Source organism: Rhodanobacter sp. DHB23 (assembly GCF_014842975.1).
In the GTDB taxonomy this organism is placed as follows: domain Bacteria; phylum Pseudomonadota; class Gammaproteobacteria; order Xanthomonadales; family Rhodanobacteraceae; genus Rhodanobacter_A.
In genome coordinates, this window is the sequence record NZ_JACYXK010000029.1 from 467,159 (window position 1) to 485,757 (window position 18,599).

Below are 18,599 nucleotides of genomic sequence, written 5' to 3' on the forward strand. Positions count from 1 at the left end.
CACGGTTCCATGAGCAGCCATTTCCGTCCACCGAATCTCGCCGTCACCACGATCGGGTTGTCGCTGGCCACCTTCATGCAGGTGCTGGACACCACCATCGCGAACGTGTCGCTGCCGACCATCGCCGGCAACCTCGGCGTGAGCAACGACCAGAGCACCTGGGTCATCACCTCGTTCGCGGTGAGCATGGCGATCGCGCTGCCGCTGACCGGCTTCCTCACCCGCCGCTTCGGCGAGGTGAAGCTGTTCGTGTGGTGCACCATCCTGTTCTCGATCACCTCGTTCATGTGCGGCGTATCGCAGAGCATGGGCATGCTGCTGCTGTTCCGCGCGCTGCAGGGCGCGGTGGCCGGCCCCATGTACCCGATCACGCAAAGCCTGCTGATCGGCACCTATCCGAACGAAAAACGCGGCATGGCGCTGGCGTTGCTGTCGATGGTGACCGTGGTGGCGCCGATCGCCGGCCCGATCCTTGGCGGCTGGATCACCGACAATTATTCGTGGCCGTGGATCTTCTTCATCAACGTGCCGATCGGCATCTTCGCCAGCGTGGTGGTGGCGAACCAGTTGCGCGGCAAGCCGGAGCGGCTGGAACGGCCGCGGGTGGACTACGTCGGCCTGGTCACCCTGATCATCGGCGTGGGTGCGCTGCAGATCGTGCTGGACAAGGGCAACGACGAGGACTGGTTCAACTCGCAGTTCATCGTCATTACCAGCATCGTCTCGGCGGTCGCGCTGGCGGTGTTCCTGATCTGGGAGCTCACCGACAAGGACCCGATCGTCGACCTGCGCCTGTTCCGCCACCGCAACTTCACCGCCGGCACGCTGGCGCTGATCCTGGCCTACGCCGCGTTCTTCTCGATCTCGCTGCTGGTGCCGCTGTGGCTGCAGCAGACGCTGGGCTACACCTCCACCTGGGCCGGCTTCGCCACCGCGCCGCTGGGCATCATCCCGGTGCTGCTCACCTTCTTCGTGGGCAAGTACGCCACGCGCATGGACCTGCGCCTGCTCGCTGGGGCGTCCTTCGTGGTGATGGCCGGCACCTGCTTCATGCGCTCGGACTTCTACGTCCAGGTGGACTTCTACCACGTGGCGATGGTGCAGCTGTTGCAGGGCCTGGGCGTGGCGCTGTTCTTCATGCCCACGCTGACCATCCTGCTGTCGGACCTGCAGACCAACGAGATCGCCGCGGGCTCGGGCCTGGCCACCTTCCTGCGCACGCTGGGCGGCAGCTTCGCCGCCTCGATCACCACGCTGATGTGGACGCGCCGCGCAGTGACCCACCACGAACAGCTCACCGAGCACATCAACCCGTACAACCCCGCCGCGCAGGCGGCGCTGCAGCAGCTCAGCCACGGCAACCCGCAACGCGGCGCCGAGGCACTCAACGGCATGATCACCCAGCAGGGCTTCCAGATCGCGTTCAACGAAGTCCTGCACGCTCTGGGCTGGATCTTCCTCAGCCTGATCGTGGTGATCTGGCTGGCCAAGCCGCCGTTCACGCCGAAGGCCGGCGCATCGAGCAGTGGCGGGCACTGAAGGCAGCGCTGCTTTCCGGCCTTCCCCTTTGTGCATGCAAGGGGAGGGAGAAAGCCCGCGCCGTGTGCTGCAGGCCGAGTGCGCTGTCCTGCACTCGGCCTGCGGTTTGAACTACGCGACGACCAGCCTGGGCGCCGTCTTCTTGGTCGTGATGGTCAGTGAAGCCGATGCCAGCGGCTGGCCGCCCGCGGCATCCTCGACCGCCTCGATGCGGATCGTGCCGGCGCTGTCCGTGGACTGCACGATGACCTGCGCCAGGCCATTGAACAGCGAGCGCTTGGGCGCCTTGTCGCTTTCAAGGCAATTGGGGTCGCCATTGCCCACGCCGATCAACTTGCCCGCGCCGGAAATGCGGAAGGCGATCTTGTTGTTCGCGGTCGGCACCGGGCGATCATGTTCGTCGAGCACGTCGACCGTGATCATGGCCACGTCCTGCCCGTCGGCACCGATTTGCGAACGATCGGCGGCGAGCCGCAGCTTGCGCGCCGGGCCGGTGGTTTCGCGGCGCTCGACCAGCACGACCTGGCCGTCTTTGCGGCCACGCGCCTCGATCACGCCGGGAGCGTAGGTGACTTTCCACTGCACGTGGCCAAGGCGTGGCACCTTCTGGATGCCCAGGCTCTTGCCGTTGAGCAGCAACTCGACCTCGTCCAGGTTGCTGTAGGCCCACACCGCGATCTCCTGGCCCTCCTTGCCTTGCCAGTTCCAGTGCGGGAACACGTGCAGGCTGGGCGCGTCTTTCCACCAGGCCTTGTAGTAGTAGTAATAGTCCTTGGGGAAACCGCACAGGTCGACGATGCCGAACTGCGAGTTCACCGAGGGCCAGCCATACGGCGTCGGTTCGCCGCGGTAGTCGAAGCCCGTCCAGGCGAAGCCGCCGGCCAGCCAGTCGCGCGTGCCGTAGAAGCTCCACCATTGCTCCGGGGTCTCGCCCCATTCCACCACGCCGTCGTAGCTGTTGACCGTGTTCTTCTTCGGGTCGGTCACGTATTCGCCGCGCGTGGCGATGGCACTGGAGGTTTCCGAGCCGTACACCGCGCGGTGGGGGTGTTCCTTGTGGAACGCGTCGGGGTATTTCAGGTTGTAGTTGAAGCCGATGACGTCGAGCGAATCCGACACGCCCTGCTCGTTGTCGCCGTTGACCGCCGCCGATACCACGCGGGTGGGGTCGAGTTCGTGGCAACGCGCGACCATGGTCGCGCCGATGCGTTCGCCCTGCTGTTCCAGCGCGCCCTTCTGCAGCTTCCATTCCTCGTTGCCGATCGACCACAGGATGATCGAGGGCGAATTGCGGTAGCGCTTCACCATCACGTCGAGCTGCTGCATGCCGCCGGGGCTGGAGCTCATGTGCCGCGTCTCGCACATCATCAGCATGCCCATGCGGTCGCAGGCCGCCACCCATTCGGGCGTCGGCATGTTGTGCGAGGTGCGCACCGCGTTGCAGCCCATGCCCTGCAGCACGCCCACGCGGAACGCCTGCAACCTGTCCGGCAAGGCCGCGCCCACGCCCGCGTGGTCCTGGTGGTTGCAGGTGCCCTGGATCTTCAGCGGCTTGCCGTTGAGGAAGAAGCCACGGTCGGGATCGAACGCCGCCGTGCGGACGCCGAACGGAAACTGCTCGGCATCGCGCGTGGTGCCATCGACGACGACCTTGACCAACGCGGTGTAGAGATGCGGCTCGTCGGGCGACCAGAGCGAAGGCGCGTCGATGCGTGCCGTCGCCCGGCAATCCGCTGACGCACCGGGCGCAATCGCCTGCGCAGGTGTCGTCGCCTGCGCGACCACGTGGCCGGAGGCGTCGGTGATGCGCCATTCCAGCGACGCCTGCACGGCGTGTTCGCCTTCGTTCTCGACGAGGGTGGCCAGGTCGAGTTTGGCCGCGTTGCCCTCGATGGCCGGGCGCACCACGCTCTCCCAGCGACCGAGATGCACCGGGTCCATCTTGGTCAGCCAGACATGGCGATAGATGCCGGCGCCTTCGTAGAACCAGCCGTCGCCGAAGCTGGCATCGACGCGCAGGGCGACGACGTTCTTGCCGCCGTAGTTGAGGAAATCGGTGAGGTCGAAGCGGAACGGCGTGTAGCCGTCGTCATGCTGGCCGATGAAGCAGCCGTTGACGAACAGCACGACGTCGCGCATCGCGCCGTCGAACTCGATCCAGATGCGGCGGCCGCGATCGCTGGCGGGTATCTCGAACGTGCGCCGGTACCAGCCCACGCTGGTCGCCGGATAGCGGCGGCCGAGCGGCTTGTAGCCGTGCGAAGTCAGGCTGTTGTCGTCGTCGCGGTCGTCGTGCACGGGCGACAGTTCCACCGCCCAGTCGTGCGGCAGGTCCAATGCACGCCAGCCCTTGTCGTCGAAATCGGAGGTGGCGATCTTGAAGTCGCCGGTCTTGGAGAAATCGTCCTGGCCGGAGCCGTAGCCGAAATCCTTGCTCGGGTCGCAGCCATTGCCGAACGCGAAGCGCCAGTCGAAGTCGAGCAGCCATTGCTCGCGCGGTGCTACCGGCGACTCGCCACCCAGCGTGGGCAGCATCGGCTTGCCGTCGGTTCCGCTGCCGATGCCGGCAGCCCACAAGGCACGAGGAACAAGGCACGAACCCGCCAACCCGACGCCGGAAAGGAGGAAGGTGCGGCGCGTGGTGTCGACCATGGGATTCGGATCCGGGCAGCCTGCGATCCACGAAAGCTACTCGCTGCAGCGACAATTTCCAAGGCCATTTGGCGAATTTGTAGTATTTCCGGCTTTGGCCGGGATGCAGGTGGTTTGGCGGCGACCGGCACGCGGATCGAAGATGGCGCGGTGCTATGGTGTGCGCCTGTTTCCCGCACCGAGGCCAACCATGCGTACCATCCCGGGTTTTGTCCGCCTGCTCTGCCTGACCGCGTTGCTGGCATCGGCAAGCGCATCGGCATTCGCGCAGGACGCGTTGCCTGCCGACCTGTCCGCGAAGATCGACAAGGTCGCCAACGACGCGTTGGCCAAGTCGGGCGTGCCCAGCGCCTCGGTCGCGGTGGTGCGCGATGGCAGGATCGTCTACGCCAAGGCTTATGGGGACGCGCGGCTTGACCCGAAGACGCCCGCCACCTCGGCGATGCGCTACAGCGTCGGTTCGATCAGCAAGGAATTCACCGCCGCGGCGATCCTGCTGCTGCAGCAGGAAGGCAAGCTCAGCCTCGACGACAAGGTCGCGAAGTTCTTCCCCGAGCTCACCGATGCCGACCACATCACGATACGGCAGATCCTTTCGCACACGGCCGGCTACCAGGATTACTGGCCGCAGGATTACCTGATGCCGGCAATGCGCCAGCCGACCACCCCAGCGCAGATCATGGCCGGCTGGGCGAAGAAGCCGCTGGATTTCGCGCCCGGCGCGCAGTGGCAATACAGCAACACCGGCTACGTGGTCGCCGGCGCCATCGTGCAGAAAGTCAGCGGTCAGGATCCGTTCGAATTCCTGCAGCAGCACGTGTTCCCGGCGCTCGGCGTCACCGATGCGTACGACACCGACCTGCACGCGCTGCCGGCGGCCGACGCGCGCGGCTACTCGCGCAACGCGCTGGGACCGCTGCGTCCTTCGCCGAAGGAAGGCGTGCACTGGATGTTCGCCGCAGGCGAACTCGCCATGACCGCGAGCGACCTCGCCAGGTGGGACATCGCGATGATCGACCAGAAGGTGCTGTCGCCGGCGTCGTGGCAGGCGATGCAGACCGAAGTCGTGTTGAACAACGGGCTCGGCTCCGGCTACGGCCTCGGCGTGTTCGTCGGCCGCATGGACAGCCACCGCATGATTTCGCACGACGGCGAGGTGATGGGCTTCACCGCCGGCAACTACGTCTTCCCCGACGACCGCACCGCCGTGGTGGTGCTGACCAACCAGGACGCGGTCGGCGCCTTCGGCACCATCGCCACCGGCATCGCCAAGGCCATGTTCGAGGTGCATGACGCCGACGCGACGAAGGCACTCGCCAAGGCCGAAACCATCTTCGACGGCCTGCAGCACGGCAAGATCGACCGCAGCCTGTTCAGCCCCAATGGCAACAGCTACTTCGACAAGACCGCGCTCGGCGACTACGCCAGCAGCCTGGCGCCGCTGGGCAAGCCGACCGCGTTCACACTGCGCGCCACGCGCCTGCGCGGCGGCATGCAGATGCGCGCGTACACCGTCGCGTTCCCGAAAACCAAGCTTTCCATCTCCACCTACACGCTGCCGGACGGCAAGCTGGAGCAGTACATCGTGGCGCCGACGGAGTGAGGTGAAGCAAACCAGGCGCACAGCTTCCGGAAGCTGCGCAACAGGCTTTTGCCTTCTCCCCTCTCCCGCTTGCGGGAGAGGGGCCGGGGGAGAGGGGAGGCTCTTGCCGCGCCACTCGGTATTCCGCTTCGCCCGAGCACCCTCTCCCGCCCTGCGGGCATCCTCTCCCACGAATGGGAGAGGGGATCAATGGCGGCGCTTCGGCGCATTCAAGCCACGGACAGAGCTCACTTCGGCAGCGCCGGCATCTGCTGCGCCACCACTTTCTGGCGGCGGATCTCCTCGCGCAGCACCCTGCGCCTGGCCTTGCGCTCGCGCCGGTCGTGCTGCCACAGGTACATCGCCGGCGTGCTGAGCAGGGTCAGCAGCTGCGACACGAACAGGCCGCCGAGGATGGCGATGCCCAGCGGCTGGCGCATCTCCGAGCCGATGCCGAAGCCGATGGCCAGCGGCAGCGCCGCGCCCATCGCCACCAGGGTGGTCATGGTGATCGGGCGGAAGCGCACCAGCGCGGCCTCGCGGATCGCCTCGGGCGGCGTCTTGCCGTGTTCGCGTTCGGCGACGAGGGCGAAGTCCACCATCAGGATCGCGTTCTTCTTCACGATGCCGATCAGCATCAGCACCGCGATCACCGACATCACGGTGAGCTGGGTATGCGTGAGCAGCATGGCGAGGAAGGCACCCATGCCGGCGGCGGGCAGGGTGGAGAGGATGGTCAGCGGATGGATCAGGCTTTCGTACAGGATGCCCAGCACCACGTACATCGCGGCGATCACCGCGACCAGCAGGAACAGCACGTCGGTGAGCGCCTCCAGCAGGTTCTGGTTGTCGCCGGTGTACTTCTTCTGCACGCCGTCCGGCAGGTTGGCGGCGTAGATCGCCTGGTCCACCAGCTTCATGCCATCGATCTGGGTCACGCCCTTGGCGAGGTTGTAGCTGACCGCGGAGGATTCGATCTGGTTGAAATGGCTGATGCTGAGCGGCGCGGTCATCGGCTTGATGTGCGCGATGGCGGACAGCGGGATCATCTTGTTCTGCGCGTTGCGCACGTAGGTGTTGAGCAGCGCGTCGGGACTGAGCGAGTCGGCCTTGTCCGAGGTGAGCACCACGGAGTACTGGCTGATGTCGGAATAGATCGTCGACACCGGCGTCTGGCCGAAGGACTTGTTCAGCGCGTCGTCCACCTCGCCCATGCTGACCTGCAGGCGCGATGCCGCGTTGCGGTCCACCTCCAGCATCTGCTGCTTGCCGATGCTGTCGTAGCTGGTGGTGACGTCGCGGAACTGCTTCATGCCGCGCATCGCACGCGCCACGGCCTGCGTGGGCTGCTGCAATGGCAGGCCGTTGTTGCTGCTGAGCTGGAACGTGTACTGCGGGCCGCTGCTTTTTCCGCCGCCACCGCCGCCCATGAACTGCACTGGCGTCACCGACACGTCCATGTCGGTCAGGCCCTTGAACTTCGCGGCCAGCCTGTCCGCCACCTGCTGCGCGGTTTCGTGGCGGTCATCCTTGCCGTCGCCATGCGGCTTGAGGTCGATGAACAGGGTGGAAGTGTTGCCGACGGAGCCCGGGTTGTTGTTGCCGCCGAGGATGGTGGTGGCATCGAGCACGGCAGGCTCGGCGAGCACCGTGTCGATGATGTCCTGCGTGCGCTTCGCCAGCTGCGTGGGCGAGATATTGGCGTCAGCGGAGACCTGGGCCTGCAGCAGGCCGATGTCCTCCTTGGGCATGAAGCCGCCGCCGGCGGTCATGCCCACCAGCACCGCCAGCGCGATGGTGAGCACCAGCAGGATGGGCGGCTGCCAGCGCATCAGCCGGCGGTGTTTCATCGCCCAGTCCAGCCCGCGTTCGTACAGGCGCAGGAACGACAGGTCGAAGCGTTCGGCCCATCGCTCCATGCGGCCCGGCTTGCGCGCCGGTGCGTCCTGTTCGTGCGCCAGCCAGCGCCCGCACAGCGCGGGGGTGAGCGTGAGCGATACCAGCGCGGAGATCACGATGGTGGCGATCAGGGTCACCGAGAACTCGCGCATCAACATGATGAACATGTTGTTGCCGAACACCATCGGCCCGAACACCGCGATCAACGACAGCGTGATCGAGATCACCGTGAAGCCGATCTCGCGCACGCCGGTGAACGCGGCCTCCAGCGGCGCCATGCCCTGCTCCATGTGGCGCACGATGTTCTCGATCACCACGATGGCATCGTCCACCACGAAGCCCACGCACAGCACCAGCGCCACCAGCGACAGCGTGTTGAGCGTGAAGCCCATCGTCCACATCAGCACGAACGCGCCGGCCAGCGACAGCGGCACGCTGAACATGGCGATCACCGTGGGCCGCGCGCGGCGCAGGAACACCAGCATCACCAGCGCCACCATCACCACGCTCAGCACCAGCGCCACCTCCACCTCGTGCAAGGCGGTCTTGGTGGTGTTGGTGAGGTCGAAGATCGGGCGGATCTGCACGTCCGCCGGCATCAGCGCGTGCAGTTCGGGCAGGCGGGCGAGGATGGCCTCCACCGTGGCCACCGAGTTCGCCTCCGGCCGCTTGCTGATCTGCAGCAGCACGGCGGGCTGCTTGTTGAACCAGTTCGCGGCGTACTGGTCCTGCTGGCCGCCGGTGATGGCGGCCACGTCGGCCAGCCGCACCGGCACGCCGTTGTGGCTGGCGATGATCAACCTGGCGAAGTCGTCCACAGTGTGCAGCGAGTCGTTCGCGTTTACCGTGAACTGCGTGGTGCCGTTGCTGAGCGCGCCCTGCGGCGCGGTGACGTTGGCCGCCGTCAGGGCGTTGGATATGTCGTTCGCGGTGATGCCGACGTGCGCCATCGCATTGGAATGCAGCGCCACGCGCACCGCATGCGGCGAACCGCCCACCTGCACCTGGGCCACGCCGGGCACCTGCGCCACCGCCGGTTGCAGCAGCGTGTCGCTGAGGTCGTAGAGCTTGTCCGCCGACATGCTGGCGGAAGTCACCGCGATCAGCAGGATGGGGATCTGCGAGGTGTCGGCCTTGAAGTACTGCGGCGGCGAAATGCCGGTGGGCAGGTCGGGCATGGCGGCATTGATCGCCTGCTGCACGTCGCGCGCGGCTTCGTCCGAGTTGCGGCTCATGTCGAACTGGATCTGGATCTGCGCGCCGCCCTCGCTGGAGTCGGACGACATCTGCTTGATGCCGGGGATGCGGCCCAGGTGCCGTTCCAGCGGCGCGGTCACCGTGTTCGCGATGGTCTGCGCGCTGGCGCCGGGATCGGTCGCCACCACCCCGACGAAGGGGAACTCGATCGACGGCAGCGCCGCCACGCCCAGCAGCAGGTAGGCCCAGAAGCCGGCGATGGCCAGGCCGATCGCCAGCAGCGAGGTGCCGACGGGGCGTCGGATCATGGGGGCGAAAATGTTCACGTGTCCTCCGTGGCGCGCCAGCATAACGGGAGACACCACGCCGCCGCGCCCGTTCCCGGTCATGCCGTTTATTTAAGCCCGGCCCTGCGTCGCGACGTATGTGCCTGAAGGCGGCCCCTGCCGAAAGGCAGGGGTTTGCGCGGGATCAACCGCTGTGGTCGGCGATGTAGACCAGCCGGCCGTCGTGCTGCCGGAACTCGCTGCGCCCGGCCATCGTGACGGACTGCCCCGCGCGCACGCCGTTCGGCAGGTCCACCGCGAAGGTGCCTTCGAAATGGATGCCGGCGTAGCCGGTGCCGTCCGCCTCGCGCCATGCGGTGATGGTCTGCCGGCGCATCGTGAACAGGTGGCGCGAGCTTTCCGCCAGGTGCCGCAGCTCCGCGATACCGATGGTGCGCAGGGCCAGCACGCCGGCGGTGTAGTTCTCGAATACCACCTCGTCCTGCATCGTCGCCAGCATCGCGGCGACGTCCATGCGGTTGTAGGCGTCGAGGTAGCGGTCGACCAGGGCGCGCATGCGGTGCTTCCGGTTTGGCGGGGGGTGCATTTCAGCACGCCCCCGCCGCGCTTGCACGGATTCAGCGCTTCACGTTGTCCGTGTCCCCGATGAAGCGCGCCACGTTGTCGTGCAGCTGCTTCAGCGAGGGCTCGTGTGCGTAGACCATGTGGCCTGAGGGATACCACGCGTAGGAGATGTTCCTGCGCAGCGCGTCGGGGATGGGCAGGTGGTCCATCTCGTACTGCGCCGCGTAGAACGGCGTGGCGAGGTCGTAGTAGCCGCCGTTGAGGAAGACCTTGAGGTCCGGGTCGGTCTTCATCGCCGTCGCCAGGTCCGGCATCACGTTGGTGGACTGCTGCAGCGCCTCGTGGCTGCCCGGTGCATGGTGCGACATGTCCCAGTGGTGGATGTCGGCGTACTCGCGGTAGCGCTGGCCGTCGCCGAACTTCAGGTCCTTGCGCACGTAGTCGTTGAACGCGGCGATGTAGGCCGAGCTGATCGCCGACGACTGCGGGTCGTATTCCGACTCCTTGCCCAGCGGATCCAGCGATGGCCCGGAGAAGCGCGTGTCGAGGCGGCCGGTGGTGGTGTCGTCGTTCGCCTGCAGCTCGTGCTCGAACATGCCGCCCGAGACGCGCAGGTCGGCCTTGATCCAGTAGGCCGCCGGCAGGCCGGTGTACTGGTACAGCTTCCGGGCGACGGCCTGCTTGCGCGCGGCGTCGAGCTGCGCGCCGGCCATCAGCGCCTGCGCGTACTCGCCGGTGGCGAACTGCTCCACCTCGCGCAGCAGGGTGTCGAGGTCGGCGGGCGGCGAAGGCAGCTTGTGGTGGTAGTACGCGGTGGCGGCGTAGGTGGGCAACGCCAGCGCGTAGGGCTGGTCCACGCCGGGGTTGGTCTCCGGGCCGTCGATGCTGTTGTCGAAGCTGAGGATCTGCGACAGCAGGATCACGCCGTTGAGGTCCACGCTGTCCTCGTTGGTGAGGATGTTGGCCACCACCGCCGAACGGGTGGTGCCATAGCTTTCGCCGAACAGGTATTTCGGCGAGTTCCAGCGGCCGTACTTCGACAGGAACTCGGTGATGAACTGGGCGAAGGCGTGGCCGTCGCCGTCCACGCCGTAGATCGCCTTCTCGCGCTCCTTCATCTGCGCGGCGCGCTTGGCCGGGTCCTTGTCGTCGGCGATCAGCCGGCTGAAGCCCGCGCCCGGCGCGTCGATGAACACCAGGTCGGAGGCGTCGAGCAGGCTGTAGTCGTTGTTCACCAGCTGGTACGGCGCCGCCGGCGTGTGAGAGTCGTCGGCGGTCACCACGCGCTTCGGACCGAACGCGCCCATGTGCAGCCACACCGTGGCCGAGCCGGGGCCGCCGTTGTAGATGAAGGTGACCGGGCGCTCGCCCGCCTTCGCGTCCTTCTTGAAATAGGCGGTGTAGAACATGCTCACCGTGGGCTCGTGCTCCTTGTCACCCGAGCCATGCAGCACCAGGGTGCCGGCCACCGCCTGGTAGCGGATGCTCTTGCCTTCCACGCTCACCGAGCCTTCGCTGGTCGAGGATTGCGGCGTGGTCAGGCCGGCGTCGGGCGCGGCGGCTGGCGCATCCTTGCCGGGCTTCTTGCCGCTGTCGGCGGCCACGGCGGTGCTGAGCAGCAGCGCGGCGAGTGCCGCGGCGAGGGGAAGCTTGCGCATGGTGGGGATCCTTTGGAATGCTCGCCGCAGCATAGGAAGCGCCTTCGCGCAGCCGCATGCCCCGGAAGTCACGCCCCATGCGTCAGCAGCGCGATGGCCAGCAGCGCCAGCAGCAGCGCGGCGAGGTTGAGGCGGCTGAGGCGCTCGCGGAACAGCGCAACGCCGACCAGCGCGCCCAGCGCCACCACGCCGAGGTTCATGCTGGCGAACACCAGCGCAGGGTGCTGCGGCAGCGCGCGGTGCGCGCGCAGGTAGAAGAAAATGTTGCCGAAGTTGAGCAGGCCGAGCAGCAGGCCACCCAGCGCGCCGCGCAGCGTGAAGCGCGCGCCGCCCCCCAGGCGCTGCCATCCGGCCAGCGCCAGCGCCACGGGCAGCGCCAGCACGAACATCGCCAGCAGCGAGGTGCCCAGCGGCACGCCTGCCGCCGCCACGCGCTTGAACAGCACGTCGATCGCGCCGAAGCCGGCGAACACCAGCAGCGGCCAGCCCCAGCCGGCGGCGCCACCCGGATCCTGGCCGCGCTGCGTGCGCCATACCATGCCGAGCAGGGCGAGCAGGCCGAGCGCGCAGCCCGTGGCCTTCGTCGCATCGAGCCGCTCGCCGAACAGCGCGAATGCCGCCAGCAGCGACAACAGCAGCGACAGGCGCTGCGCCACGTCCGAACGCACGATGCCCGCGTGCCGCACCGATGCGCCCAGCGCGAGGAAGATCGTGGGCAGCAGCACGCCAAGGCCCAGCAACGCAGGCCAAGGCGCGCCCGGCGCGTGCAGCGATGCCAGCGTGGGCTGCAGCAGCAGCGCGGCCAGCACGGCTGCGGCCGCATAGTTCCAGGCCACCAGCTGGGCCACGTCCAGGCCGAGGCGCCGCGCCAGTTTCAGCAGCACCGACACCAGCACGCTGCATATGGCGCTTGCCAGCACGTAGATCATCAAGGATTCCCGATTCGCAGGGATGGCGAGCTTAACGCCTGCGCTGCGGCTTGCCGCGGGAACCCTGGCCGCTGAACCAATCGGCGCGCAGCCTGTCTCCCCATGGCTTGCGCGCCGTCCGGCGCCGCATGACTGGAATGGGGCTGGCAGCATGAATGGACGGCAGGCTTCCGCGCCGGAAAGGATGTCAGGCGATCATCTGCGCTGGACGCGCGTGATCGCGCTGGCGGCGGTGCTGTTGATCCATGTGGCCTTTCTTGCCGTGCTGCTCGAAGTGCCGCCCGGCTGGCGCCGGCCCGATGCGGAAACACCGACGGCATCGCCGGATGCCCTCGAAGTGCGCCTGCTGCCGCCGACGCGCCAGCCGGACCGACCACCGCGCGCGGCCATGCCGGCACCGCAACCCGCGCACGCCTCCCGCCCGTCGCGCCTGCCTGCGCCCGTGGCTCGCGCCACCCATGCGACGACGCAGCCGGCGCCGCCGACGCCACCCGCGGTGCCGCACGCCATCGACAGCCTGATCGTCACCGCGCCACCCAGCTACATCGCCGGCGGTGGCCGGTTCGCCCGCCCGGAGTACGGGCAGCAGGGCGTCCGCGTGCCGGGCAGCGGCGAGCCGGTGCACGGCATGCCGGTGTTCCGCATGGCCGACCCGCGCATGCAGGGCGTCGCCGGCTTGGTGCGCATGGTCGGCAGCCAGTTCGGCGCCATCGACCCGCACTGCCTCAAGCTCGACATCGAGAGCAACATGACCGCGCGGGAACGCATCGCGAACCATGTGGATGCCGCGGACAGTGCGCAGGACGAGGCCATTGCGGAACGCTACGGCTGCCCCGATCCGTTGAAGCCGGGCGCACCGATGTACTACGCACACCACTGATGCCGGTGCCATGGGCGACCATATTTGATCCGGGTATTATTGACATTGCTTTTGATCCGGACAAAATAGGCAGCCTGCTTCACCCGGATCAAACCATGTCCTCGCACGACAGTCCCGCCTGCACCGCCTTCGACGGCCATGCGCTGGTCGCCTCGGGCGCGCTGGCCGAAGTGGCGCTGGCGGTGAAGCGCCTGCTCGACAGGCACCCGGCGCGCACGCCGGTGATCCTCGACGACGCCACCGGCCAGCCGGTGGAGATCGATTTCCGCGGCAGCGCGGACGACGTGCTGGCGCGCCTGCAACCCGCCGCCGATGGCGCCGCGCCGCGCGGGGCGGGGCGTCCGCGCCTGGGCGTGGTGGCACGCGAGGTGACCCTGCTGCCGCGCCACTGGTACTGGCTGAACAGCCAGCCCGGCGGCGCCTCGGTCACGCTGCGCAAGCTGGTGGAAGAAGCGCGTCGCAACGGCAGCGCGAAGGACCGTGCGCGCCTCGCCGGCGAAGCCGCCGACCGCTTCATGCGCGTGGTGGCGGGCGACCTCGCCGGTTACGAGGAAGCCTCGCGTGCGCTGTGGCGCGGCGACCGCGACGCCTTCAACCGCCATACCCGGGGCTGGCCGAAGGACGTGCGCGAGCATGCCCGCCGGCTCGCCCGCATCGCCCGCGACGCGCAGGCCGAGGCCGGCTGAACCGCCACGCACAGGCAGCGCGAACACTCCACCCGAACGGAATCCCCCATGTCCTCCTCTCCCGGCACCTCGCCGCTTGCCCAACGCGACTTCCGGCTGCTGTTCGGCGGCAGCGGCATCTCCGCGATCGGCGACCAGTTCACCCTGGTGGCCTTGCCCTGGCTGGTGCTCAAGCTCACCGGCAGCCCCGCCGCGCTGGGCCTGGTGCTGGCGACGATGGCGTTGCCGCGGGCGGCTTTCATGCTGATCGGCGGCGCGATGGTGGACCGCCTCTCGCCGCGCCGCGTGCTGCTGGCGGCGCGCGGCGCGAATGCGCTGCTGGTGAGCGTGCTGGCGGCGCTGGTGCTGGGCGGCGCCATCCACATGGGGCTGGTGTATGCGCTGGCGCTGGGCATCGGCCTCGCCACCGCGTTCGCCTACCCGGCCGGCTCGGCGATCCTGCCGCAGCTGGTGGCGCCGGCGCAGCTGCGCGCGGCCAACGCGCTGTTCATGGCGATGCGCCAGCTGAGCATGCTGGTGGGACCGGCGCTGGCCGGCCTGCTGATCAGCGCCGGCGCGCACGGCGGCCACGGCAACATGGCCGACGCCACCGGGCTGGGCCTCGCCTTCGGCGTCGATGCGCTGAGCTTCGTGTTCTCGCTGGGCTCGCTGGCGCTGATCCGCGTGCACGGCGACCACCACCCGCGCCCGCGCGACGGCGGCGTGCTGGCCAACGTCACCGCGGGCATCCGCGCGGTATGGGCCGACCTGCCGCTGCGCGCCTTCGTGCTCTATGCGGCGGTGGTGTCGGTGTTCGTGGGCGGCCCGATCCAGGTCGGCCTGCCGATGCTGGCCGACACCCGGCTGGACCTCGGTGCCGCCTCGCTGGGCATCCTGATGACCGCGAACGGCGGCGGCATGCTGGTGGGCAGCATGCTGTCCGGCCTCGCCGCCAGGCTGGTGCGCAACCGGCTGGGCCTGATGGTGCTGGGCATCGACAGCCTGGCCGGCCTGGCGCTGGCCGCGCTGGGCCTCGACCACTCCACGCTGGCCGGCGCGGCCCTGCTGGCCACCACCGGCCTGCTGGGCGGCATCGTGCAGGTCACCATCGTCAGCTGGATCCAGCGCCGCGTGGCGCCGGAGATGATGGGCCGCACGATGAGCCTGCTGATGTTCACCTTCATGGGGCTGGGGCCGTTGTCCGCGGCGATCGCCGGCAGCCTGCTGAAGCTGGTTTCGCTGCCGGCGATGTTCGCGACCGCGGGTCTCATGCTGACCGCGATCGCACTGGCCTGCATGGGCAGCCCGGCGCTACGCAGCATCGGCACGCCGGCGCGCGTGCCGGAAGCGGCCTGATCAGCGCGCGCGCAGCGCCGCCGCCTCGCGCGCCAGCTGCTCGATGCCGGCCCAGTCGCCGGCCACGAGCTTGTCCTTGGGCGTGAGCCACGAACCGCCGACGCAAGCGACGTTGGGCAGGGCGAGGAACTCCGGTGCGCTGGCGAGGCTGATGCCTCCGGTGGGGCAGAAGCGGATCTGCGGCAGCGGGCTGGCCCAGGCACCGAGCAGTTTCACGCCGCCCACGGGCACGGCCGGGAACAACTTGAGGTGCCTGTAGCCGCGTTCGAGCAGGCTCATCGCCTCGCCCGCGGTGGCCACGCCGGGAAGCAGCGGCAGTGCATTCGCGTCGGCGGCATCGAGCAGCTTCGGCGAGACGCCCGGCGACACCGCGAAGCGCGCACCGGCCACGCGCGCGGCTTCCAGCTGCTGGCCGTCGAGCACGGTGCCCACGCCCACCACCGCGTCTTCCACTTCGTTGGCGATGGCGCGGATCGCGTCCAGCGCCACCGGCGTGCGCAGGGTCACCTCGATGCTGCGGATACCGCCGGCGACCAGTGCGCGCGCCATCGGCACGGCATGGGCCAGCTCGTCGATGATGACCACCGGCACCACCGGCGCCAGCGCGAGGATTTCGGCGAGTTGCTGCTGCTTGGTTTCCTGCAAAGTCATGGCGATGGCTCGTGTAGTGATGGATCAGGCATCGGCCGCGTGGTGGCGGTCGTGCTTGGTGAAGATGGTGGCGCCGGCGTCCGCCGAACCCACGGCGTTGCGCAGGGTGGCGAACAGCTCGCGGCCCATGCCGGCGTGGTGCGCGGAAAGGTCCGCGTGCGCCTGTTCGCGCGCAGCCCAATCGGCGGCATCGACCTTGGCTTCCAGCGTGCCGGCGATCACGTCGAGGCGGATGATGTCGCCGTCGCGCAGCTTGCCCAGCGGGCCGGCGTCGATGGCTTCGGGCGTGACGTGGATCGCCGCAGGCACCTTGCCGGAGGCGCCGGACATGCGCCCGTCGGTGACCAGCGCCACGCGATGCCCGCGCGCCTGCAGCAGGCCCAGTGTGGGCGTGAGCTTGTGCAGCTCGGGCATGCCGATTGCCTTGGGCCCCTGGAAGCGCACCACGGCGATGAAGTCGCGGTCGAGTTCGCCGCGATCGAAGGCCTCCTTCACGTCATCCTGGTCGTGGAACACCACGGCGGGCGCCTCGATCACCAGCCGGTCGCCCGGCACCGAGGACACCTTGATCACGGCACGGCCGAGATTGCCCCGCAGCACGCGCAGGCCGCCGTCGGCACGGAACGGTTCGCTGGCCGGGCGCAGCACGTCGAGGCTGCTGCTTTCGCGCACTTCGTTCCAGACCAGTTTCCCGGCGGCATCCAGCGCGGGCATCTTGCGATAGGCATCGAGGCCGCGACCCCACACCGTGTGCGCGTCGCCATGCAGCAGGCCGGCGTCGATCAGCGAGCCGATCAGGAACGGCATGCCGCCGGCCTGGTGGAAGTGGTTCACGTCGGCGGAGCCGTTGGGATACACGCGCGCCATCAGCGGCACCACGCCGGACAGCGCGTCGAAATCCTCCAGCGTCAGCGCGATGCCGGCCGCGTGCGCCATCGCCACCAGGTGCAGCAGGTGGTTGGTGGAGCCGCCGGTGGCGTGCAGGCCGATCACGCCGTTGACGATGGTGCGCTCGTCGACCATGTGGCCGAGCGGGGTGTGGTGCTCGCCCGGCGCGCTGATCGCCGCGAGGCGATGCACGGCGGCCTCGGTAAGCGCATCGCGCAACGCCGTGTTCGGGTTGACGAAGCTGGAGCCCGGCAGGTGCAGGCCCATGATCTCCATCAGCATCTGGTTGGAGTTGGCGGTGCCGTAGAAGGTGCAGGTGCCGGGCGCGTGGTAGGACGCGGCCTCGGCTTCCAGCAGTTCGTCGCGCGTGGCCTTGCCTTCGGCGTAGCGCTGGCGCACCGCGGTCTTGGCGTCGTTGCTGATGCCGCTGGGCATCGGCCCCGCGGGCACGAAGACCGTGGGCAAGTGGCCGAAGCTCAGCGCGCCGATCAGCAGGCCCGGCACGATCTTGTCGCAGATGCCCAGCATCAGCGCGCCGTCGAACATGTCGTGCGACAGCGCGATCGCGGTGGCCATCGCGATCACCTCGCGCGAGAACAGGCTCAGCTCCATGCCGGGCTGGCCCTGGGTGACGCCGTCGCACATCGCCGGCACGCCGCCGGCGACCTGCGCGGTGACGCCGGCCTCGCGCGCCACGCGGCGGATCAGCTCGGGGTAGTGCTCGTACGGCTGGTGCGCCGACAGCATGTCGTTGTACGCGGTGACGATGCCGAGGTTGGCCGCGCGGCCGCTGCGCAGAGCCGCCTTGTCGTGTTCGCCGCAGGCGGCGAAACCGTGCGCGAGGTTGCCGCAGGAAAGCCGCGCGCGATGCGGACCGTCGCCGTGCGCGGCATCGATGCGGGCGAGGTAGGCGGCACGGCTGGCGCGGCTGCGCGCGGCGATGCGGGCGGTGACTTCGGCGACGACGGGATGGAGCTGGCTCATGGCTAAGATCCGGCAATCTGATGGGCTGGGTTCGCGGCTGAAGCCGCTCCTACGGTTTTGCGCGCTGCAGGAGCGGCTTCAGCCGCGAAACGTTTCAGGTCAGGGCGACCAATACACGACAAGCGGTACGCGATCCTGCTGCACCACGCAGCGAATCGGATAAGCCTTCGCGGCCTCCGCATCCTGCTGCACGGAATCCAGCAAATCCCGCTTGCCCACCCCGCACACCAGCAGGTACAGCGCACGCGTATCCAGCAGCACGGGCAGGCTGAGCGTGATGCGCGGCTCGCCGGCACCGGCCGCGCGCATCGGCCACACCTTCGCCGTTCCGCGCGGATCGGTGGCCTCGGCGAGGTGGTCGCCGCCGGGGAAGAACGAAGCCGTGTGGCCGTCGTCGCCCATGCCCAGCAGCACCACGTCGAACGGCGCGGGCAATGCGGCGATGCGCGCCCCTGCTTCGGCCAGCCCGGCCTCCGGCGTGGCGGCGCCGGTGTAGAGCGGCACGAAGTCCGCGCTGGCGGCGGCGCTCTGCAGCAGGGTGGACTTCACCAGCCTCGCGTTGGAGCGCTCGTCCGTGTCCGGCACCCAACGTTCGTCCACCAGGGTGACGGTGACCGCCGGCCAGTCCAGCTTTTCGTTCGACAGTTGCGCGAAGAACGCCTTTGGCGTACTGCCGCCGGACACCGCGATCACGGCGCGGCCGCGCGCTGCGATGGCTTCGCGCAGTTGCGCGGCGACGTGCCCGGCCAGCGCCGCAGCCTGTGCAGCCGGATCGGCGAAATTGTGCGTGGTGATATTCGACATCATGTGATTCCTGCTCCCCTCGCCCGCTTGCGGGAGAGGGTGCCCGAAGGGCGGGAGAGGGTCC

General features: G+C 68.6%; 13 protein-coding genes. 5 read left to right on the plus strand and 8 right to left on the minus strand.

What is annotated here, in order from left to right:
- Positions 1 to 9 precede the first annotated feature (9 nt).
- A complete protein-coding gene (locus IHE47_RS16830) occupies positions 10 to 1,539 on the plus strand; it encodes a DHA2 family efflux MFS transporter permease subunit (protein WP_192107992.1) in 1,530 nt (509 codons plus the stop codon).
- 111 nt (positions 1,540 to 1,650) lie between these two features.
- On the opposite strand, the gene galA is transcribed toward IHE47_RS16830, so the two are convergent.
- Positions 1,651 to 4,191 carry a beta-galactosidase GalA gene (gene galA / locus IHE47_RS16835; protein WP_192107994.1) on the minus strand — a complete coding sequence of 847 codons (2,541 nt, stop codon included), beginning with the start codon at positions 4,189 to 4,191 and terminating at the stop codon, positions 1,651 to 1,653.
- 190 nt (positions 4,192 to 4,381) lie between these two features.
- On the opposite strand from galA, the gene IHE47_RS16840 reads away from it, so the two are divergent.
- Complete coding sequence (locus IHE47_RS16840; RefSeq protein WP_192107996.1) at positions 4,382 to 5,794, plus strand: serine hydrolase domain-containing protein; 1,413 nt, start codon at positions 4,382 to 4,384, stop codon at positions 5,792 to 5,794.
- A gap of 227 nt (positions 5,795 to 6,021) precedes the next feature.
- Here the strand turns inward: IHE47_RS16840 and IHE47_RS16845 are convergent, their stop codons facing one another.
- The 4 genes from IHE47_RS16845 to IHE47_RS16860 all read right to left on the minus strand — a co-directional run bounded on the left by IHE47_RS16845 (position 6,022) and on the right by IHE47_RS16860 (position 12,307).
- Entirely contained in the window at positions 6,022 to 9,195 is a 3,174-nt protein-coding gene (locus tag IHE47_RS16845; RefSeq protein WP_192107998.1) for an efflux RND transporter permease subunit, read from the minus strand.
- Between the two features lie 145 nt (positions 9,196 to 9,340).
- Positions 9,341 to 9,712 carry a nuclear transport factor 2 family protein gene (locus IHE47_RS16850; RefSeq protein WP_192108000.1) on the minus strand — a complete coding sequence of 124 codons (372 nt, stop codon included), beginning with the start codon at positions 9,710 to 9,712 and terminating at the stop codon, positions 9,341 to 9,343.
- A gap of 61 nt (positions 9,713 to 9,773) precedes the next feature.
- Positions 9,774 to 11,378: a peptidase S10 gene (locus tag IHE47_RS16855; RefSeq protein WP_192108002.1), complete on the minus strand. Its 1,605-nt coding sequence runs from the start codon at positions 11,376 to 11,378 to the stop codon at positions 9,774 to 9,776.
- Between the two features lie 68 nt (positions 11,379 to 11,446).
- Entirely contained in the window at positions 11,447 to 12,307 is an 861-nt protein-coding gene (locus tag IHE47_RS16860; RefSeq protein ID WP_192108004.1) for an EamA/RhaT family transporter, read from the minus strand.
- A 184-nt stretch (positions 12,308 to 12,491) separates the two neighbouring features.
- Between IHE47_RS16860 and IHE47_RS16865 the strand changes: the two genes are divergently transcribed.
- The 3 genes from IHE47_RS16865 to IHE47_RS16875 all read left to right on the plus strand — a co-directional run bounded on the left by IHE47_RS16865 (position 12,492) and on the right by IHE47_RS16875 (position 15,208).
- Positions 12,492 to 13,187, plus strand: coding sequence for a hypothetical protein (locus IHE47_RS16865; RefSeq protein WP_192108006.1), 696 nt, complete (start codon positions 12,492 to 12,494; stop codon positions 13,185 to 13,187).
- 95 nt (positions 13,188 to 13,282) lie between these two features.
- A complete protein-coding gene (locus tag IHE47_RS16870; protein WP_192108007.1) occupies positions 13,283 to 13,873 on the plus strand; it encodes a DUF2239 family protein in 591 nt (196 codons plus the stop codon).
- Between the two features lie 48 nt (positions 13,874 to 13,921).
- Positions 13,922 to 15,208: an MFS transporter gene (locus IHE47_RS16875; RefSeq protein WP_192108010.1), complete on the plus strand. Its 1,287-nt coding sequence runs from the start codon at positions 13,922 to 13,924 to the stop codon at positions 15,206 to 15,208.
- Here the strand turns inward: IHE47_RS16875 and eda are convergent, their stop codons facing one another.
- The 3 genes from eda to pgl form a co-directional block, all read right to left on the minus strand.
- Complete coding sequence (gene eda, locus IHE47_RS16880) at positions 15,209 to 15,859, minus strand: bifunctional 4-hydroxy-2-oxoglutarate aldolase/2-dehydro-3-deoxy-phosphogluconate aldolase (RefSeq protein WP_192108012.1); 651 nt, start codon at positions 15,857 to 15,859, stop codon at positions 15,209 to 15,211.
- A 24-nt stretch (positions 15,860 to 15,883) separates the two neighbouring features.
- Positions 15,884 to 17,731, minus strand: a complete 1,848-nt coding sequence (gene edd, locus IHE47_RS16885) for a phosphogluconate dehydratase (protein ID WP_192108014.1) — start codon at positions 17,729 to 17,731, stop codon at positions 15,884 to 15,886.
- 99 nt (positions 17,732 to 17,830) lie between these two features.
- On the minus strand, positions 17,831 to 18,535 hold the full coding sequence (pgl, locus tag IHE47_RS16890; RefSeq protein ID WP_192108015.1) for a 6-phosphogluconolactonase: 705 nt from the start codon (positions 18,533 to 18,535) through the stop codon (positions 17,831 to 17,833).
- Positions 18,536 to 18,599: the final 64 nt, after the last annotated feature.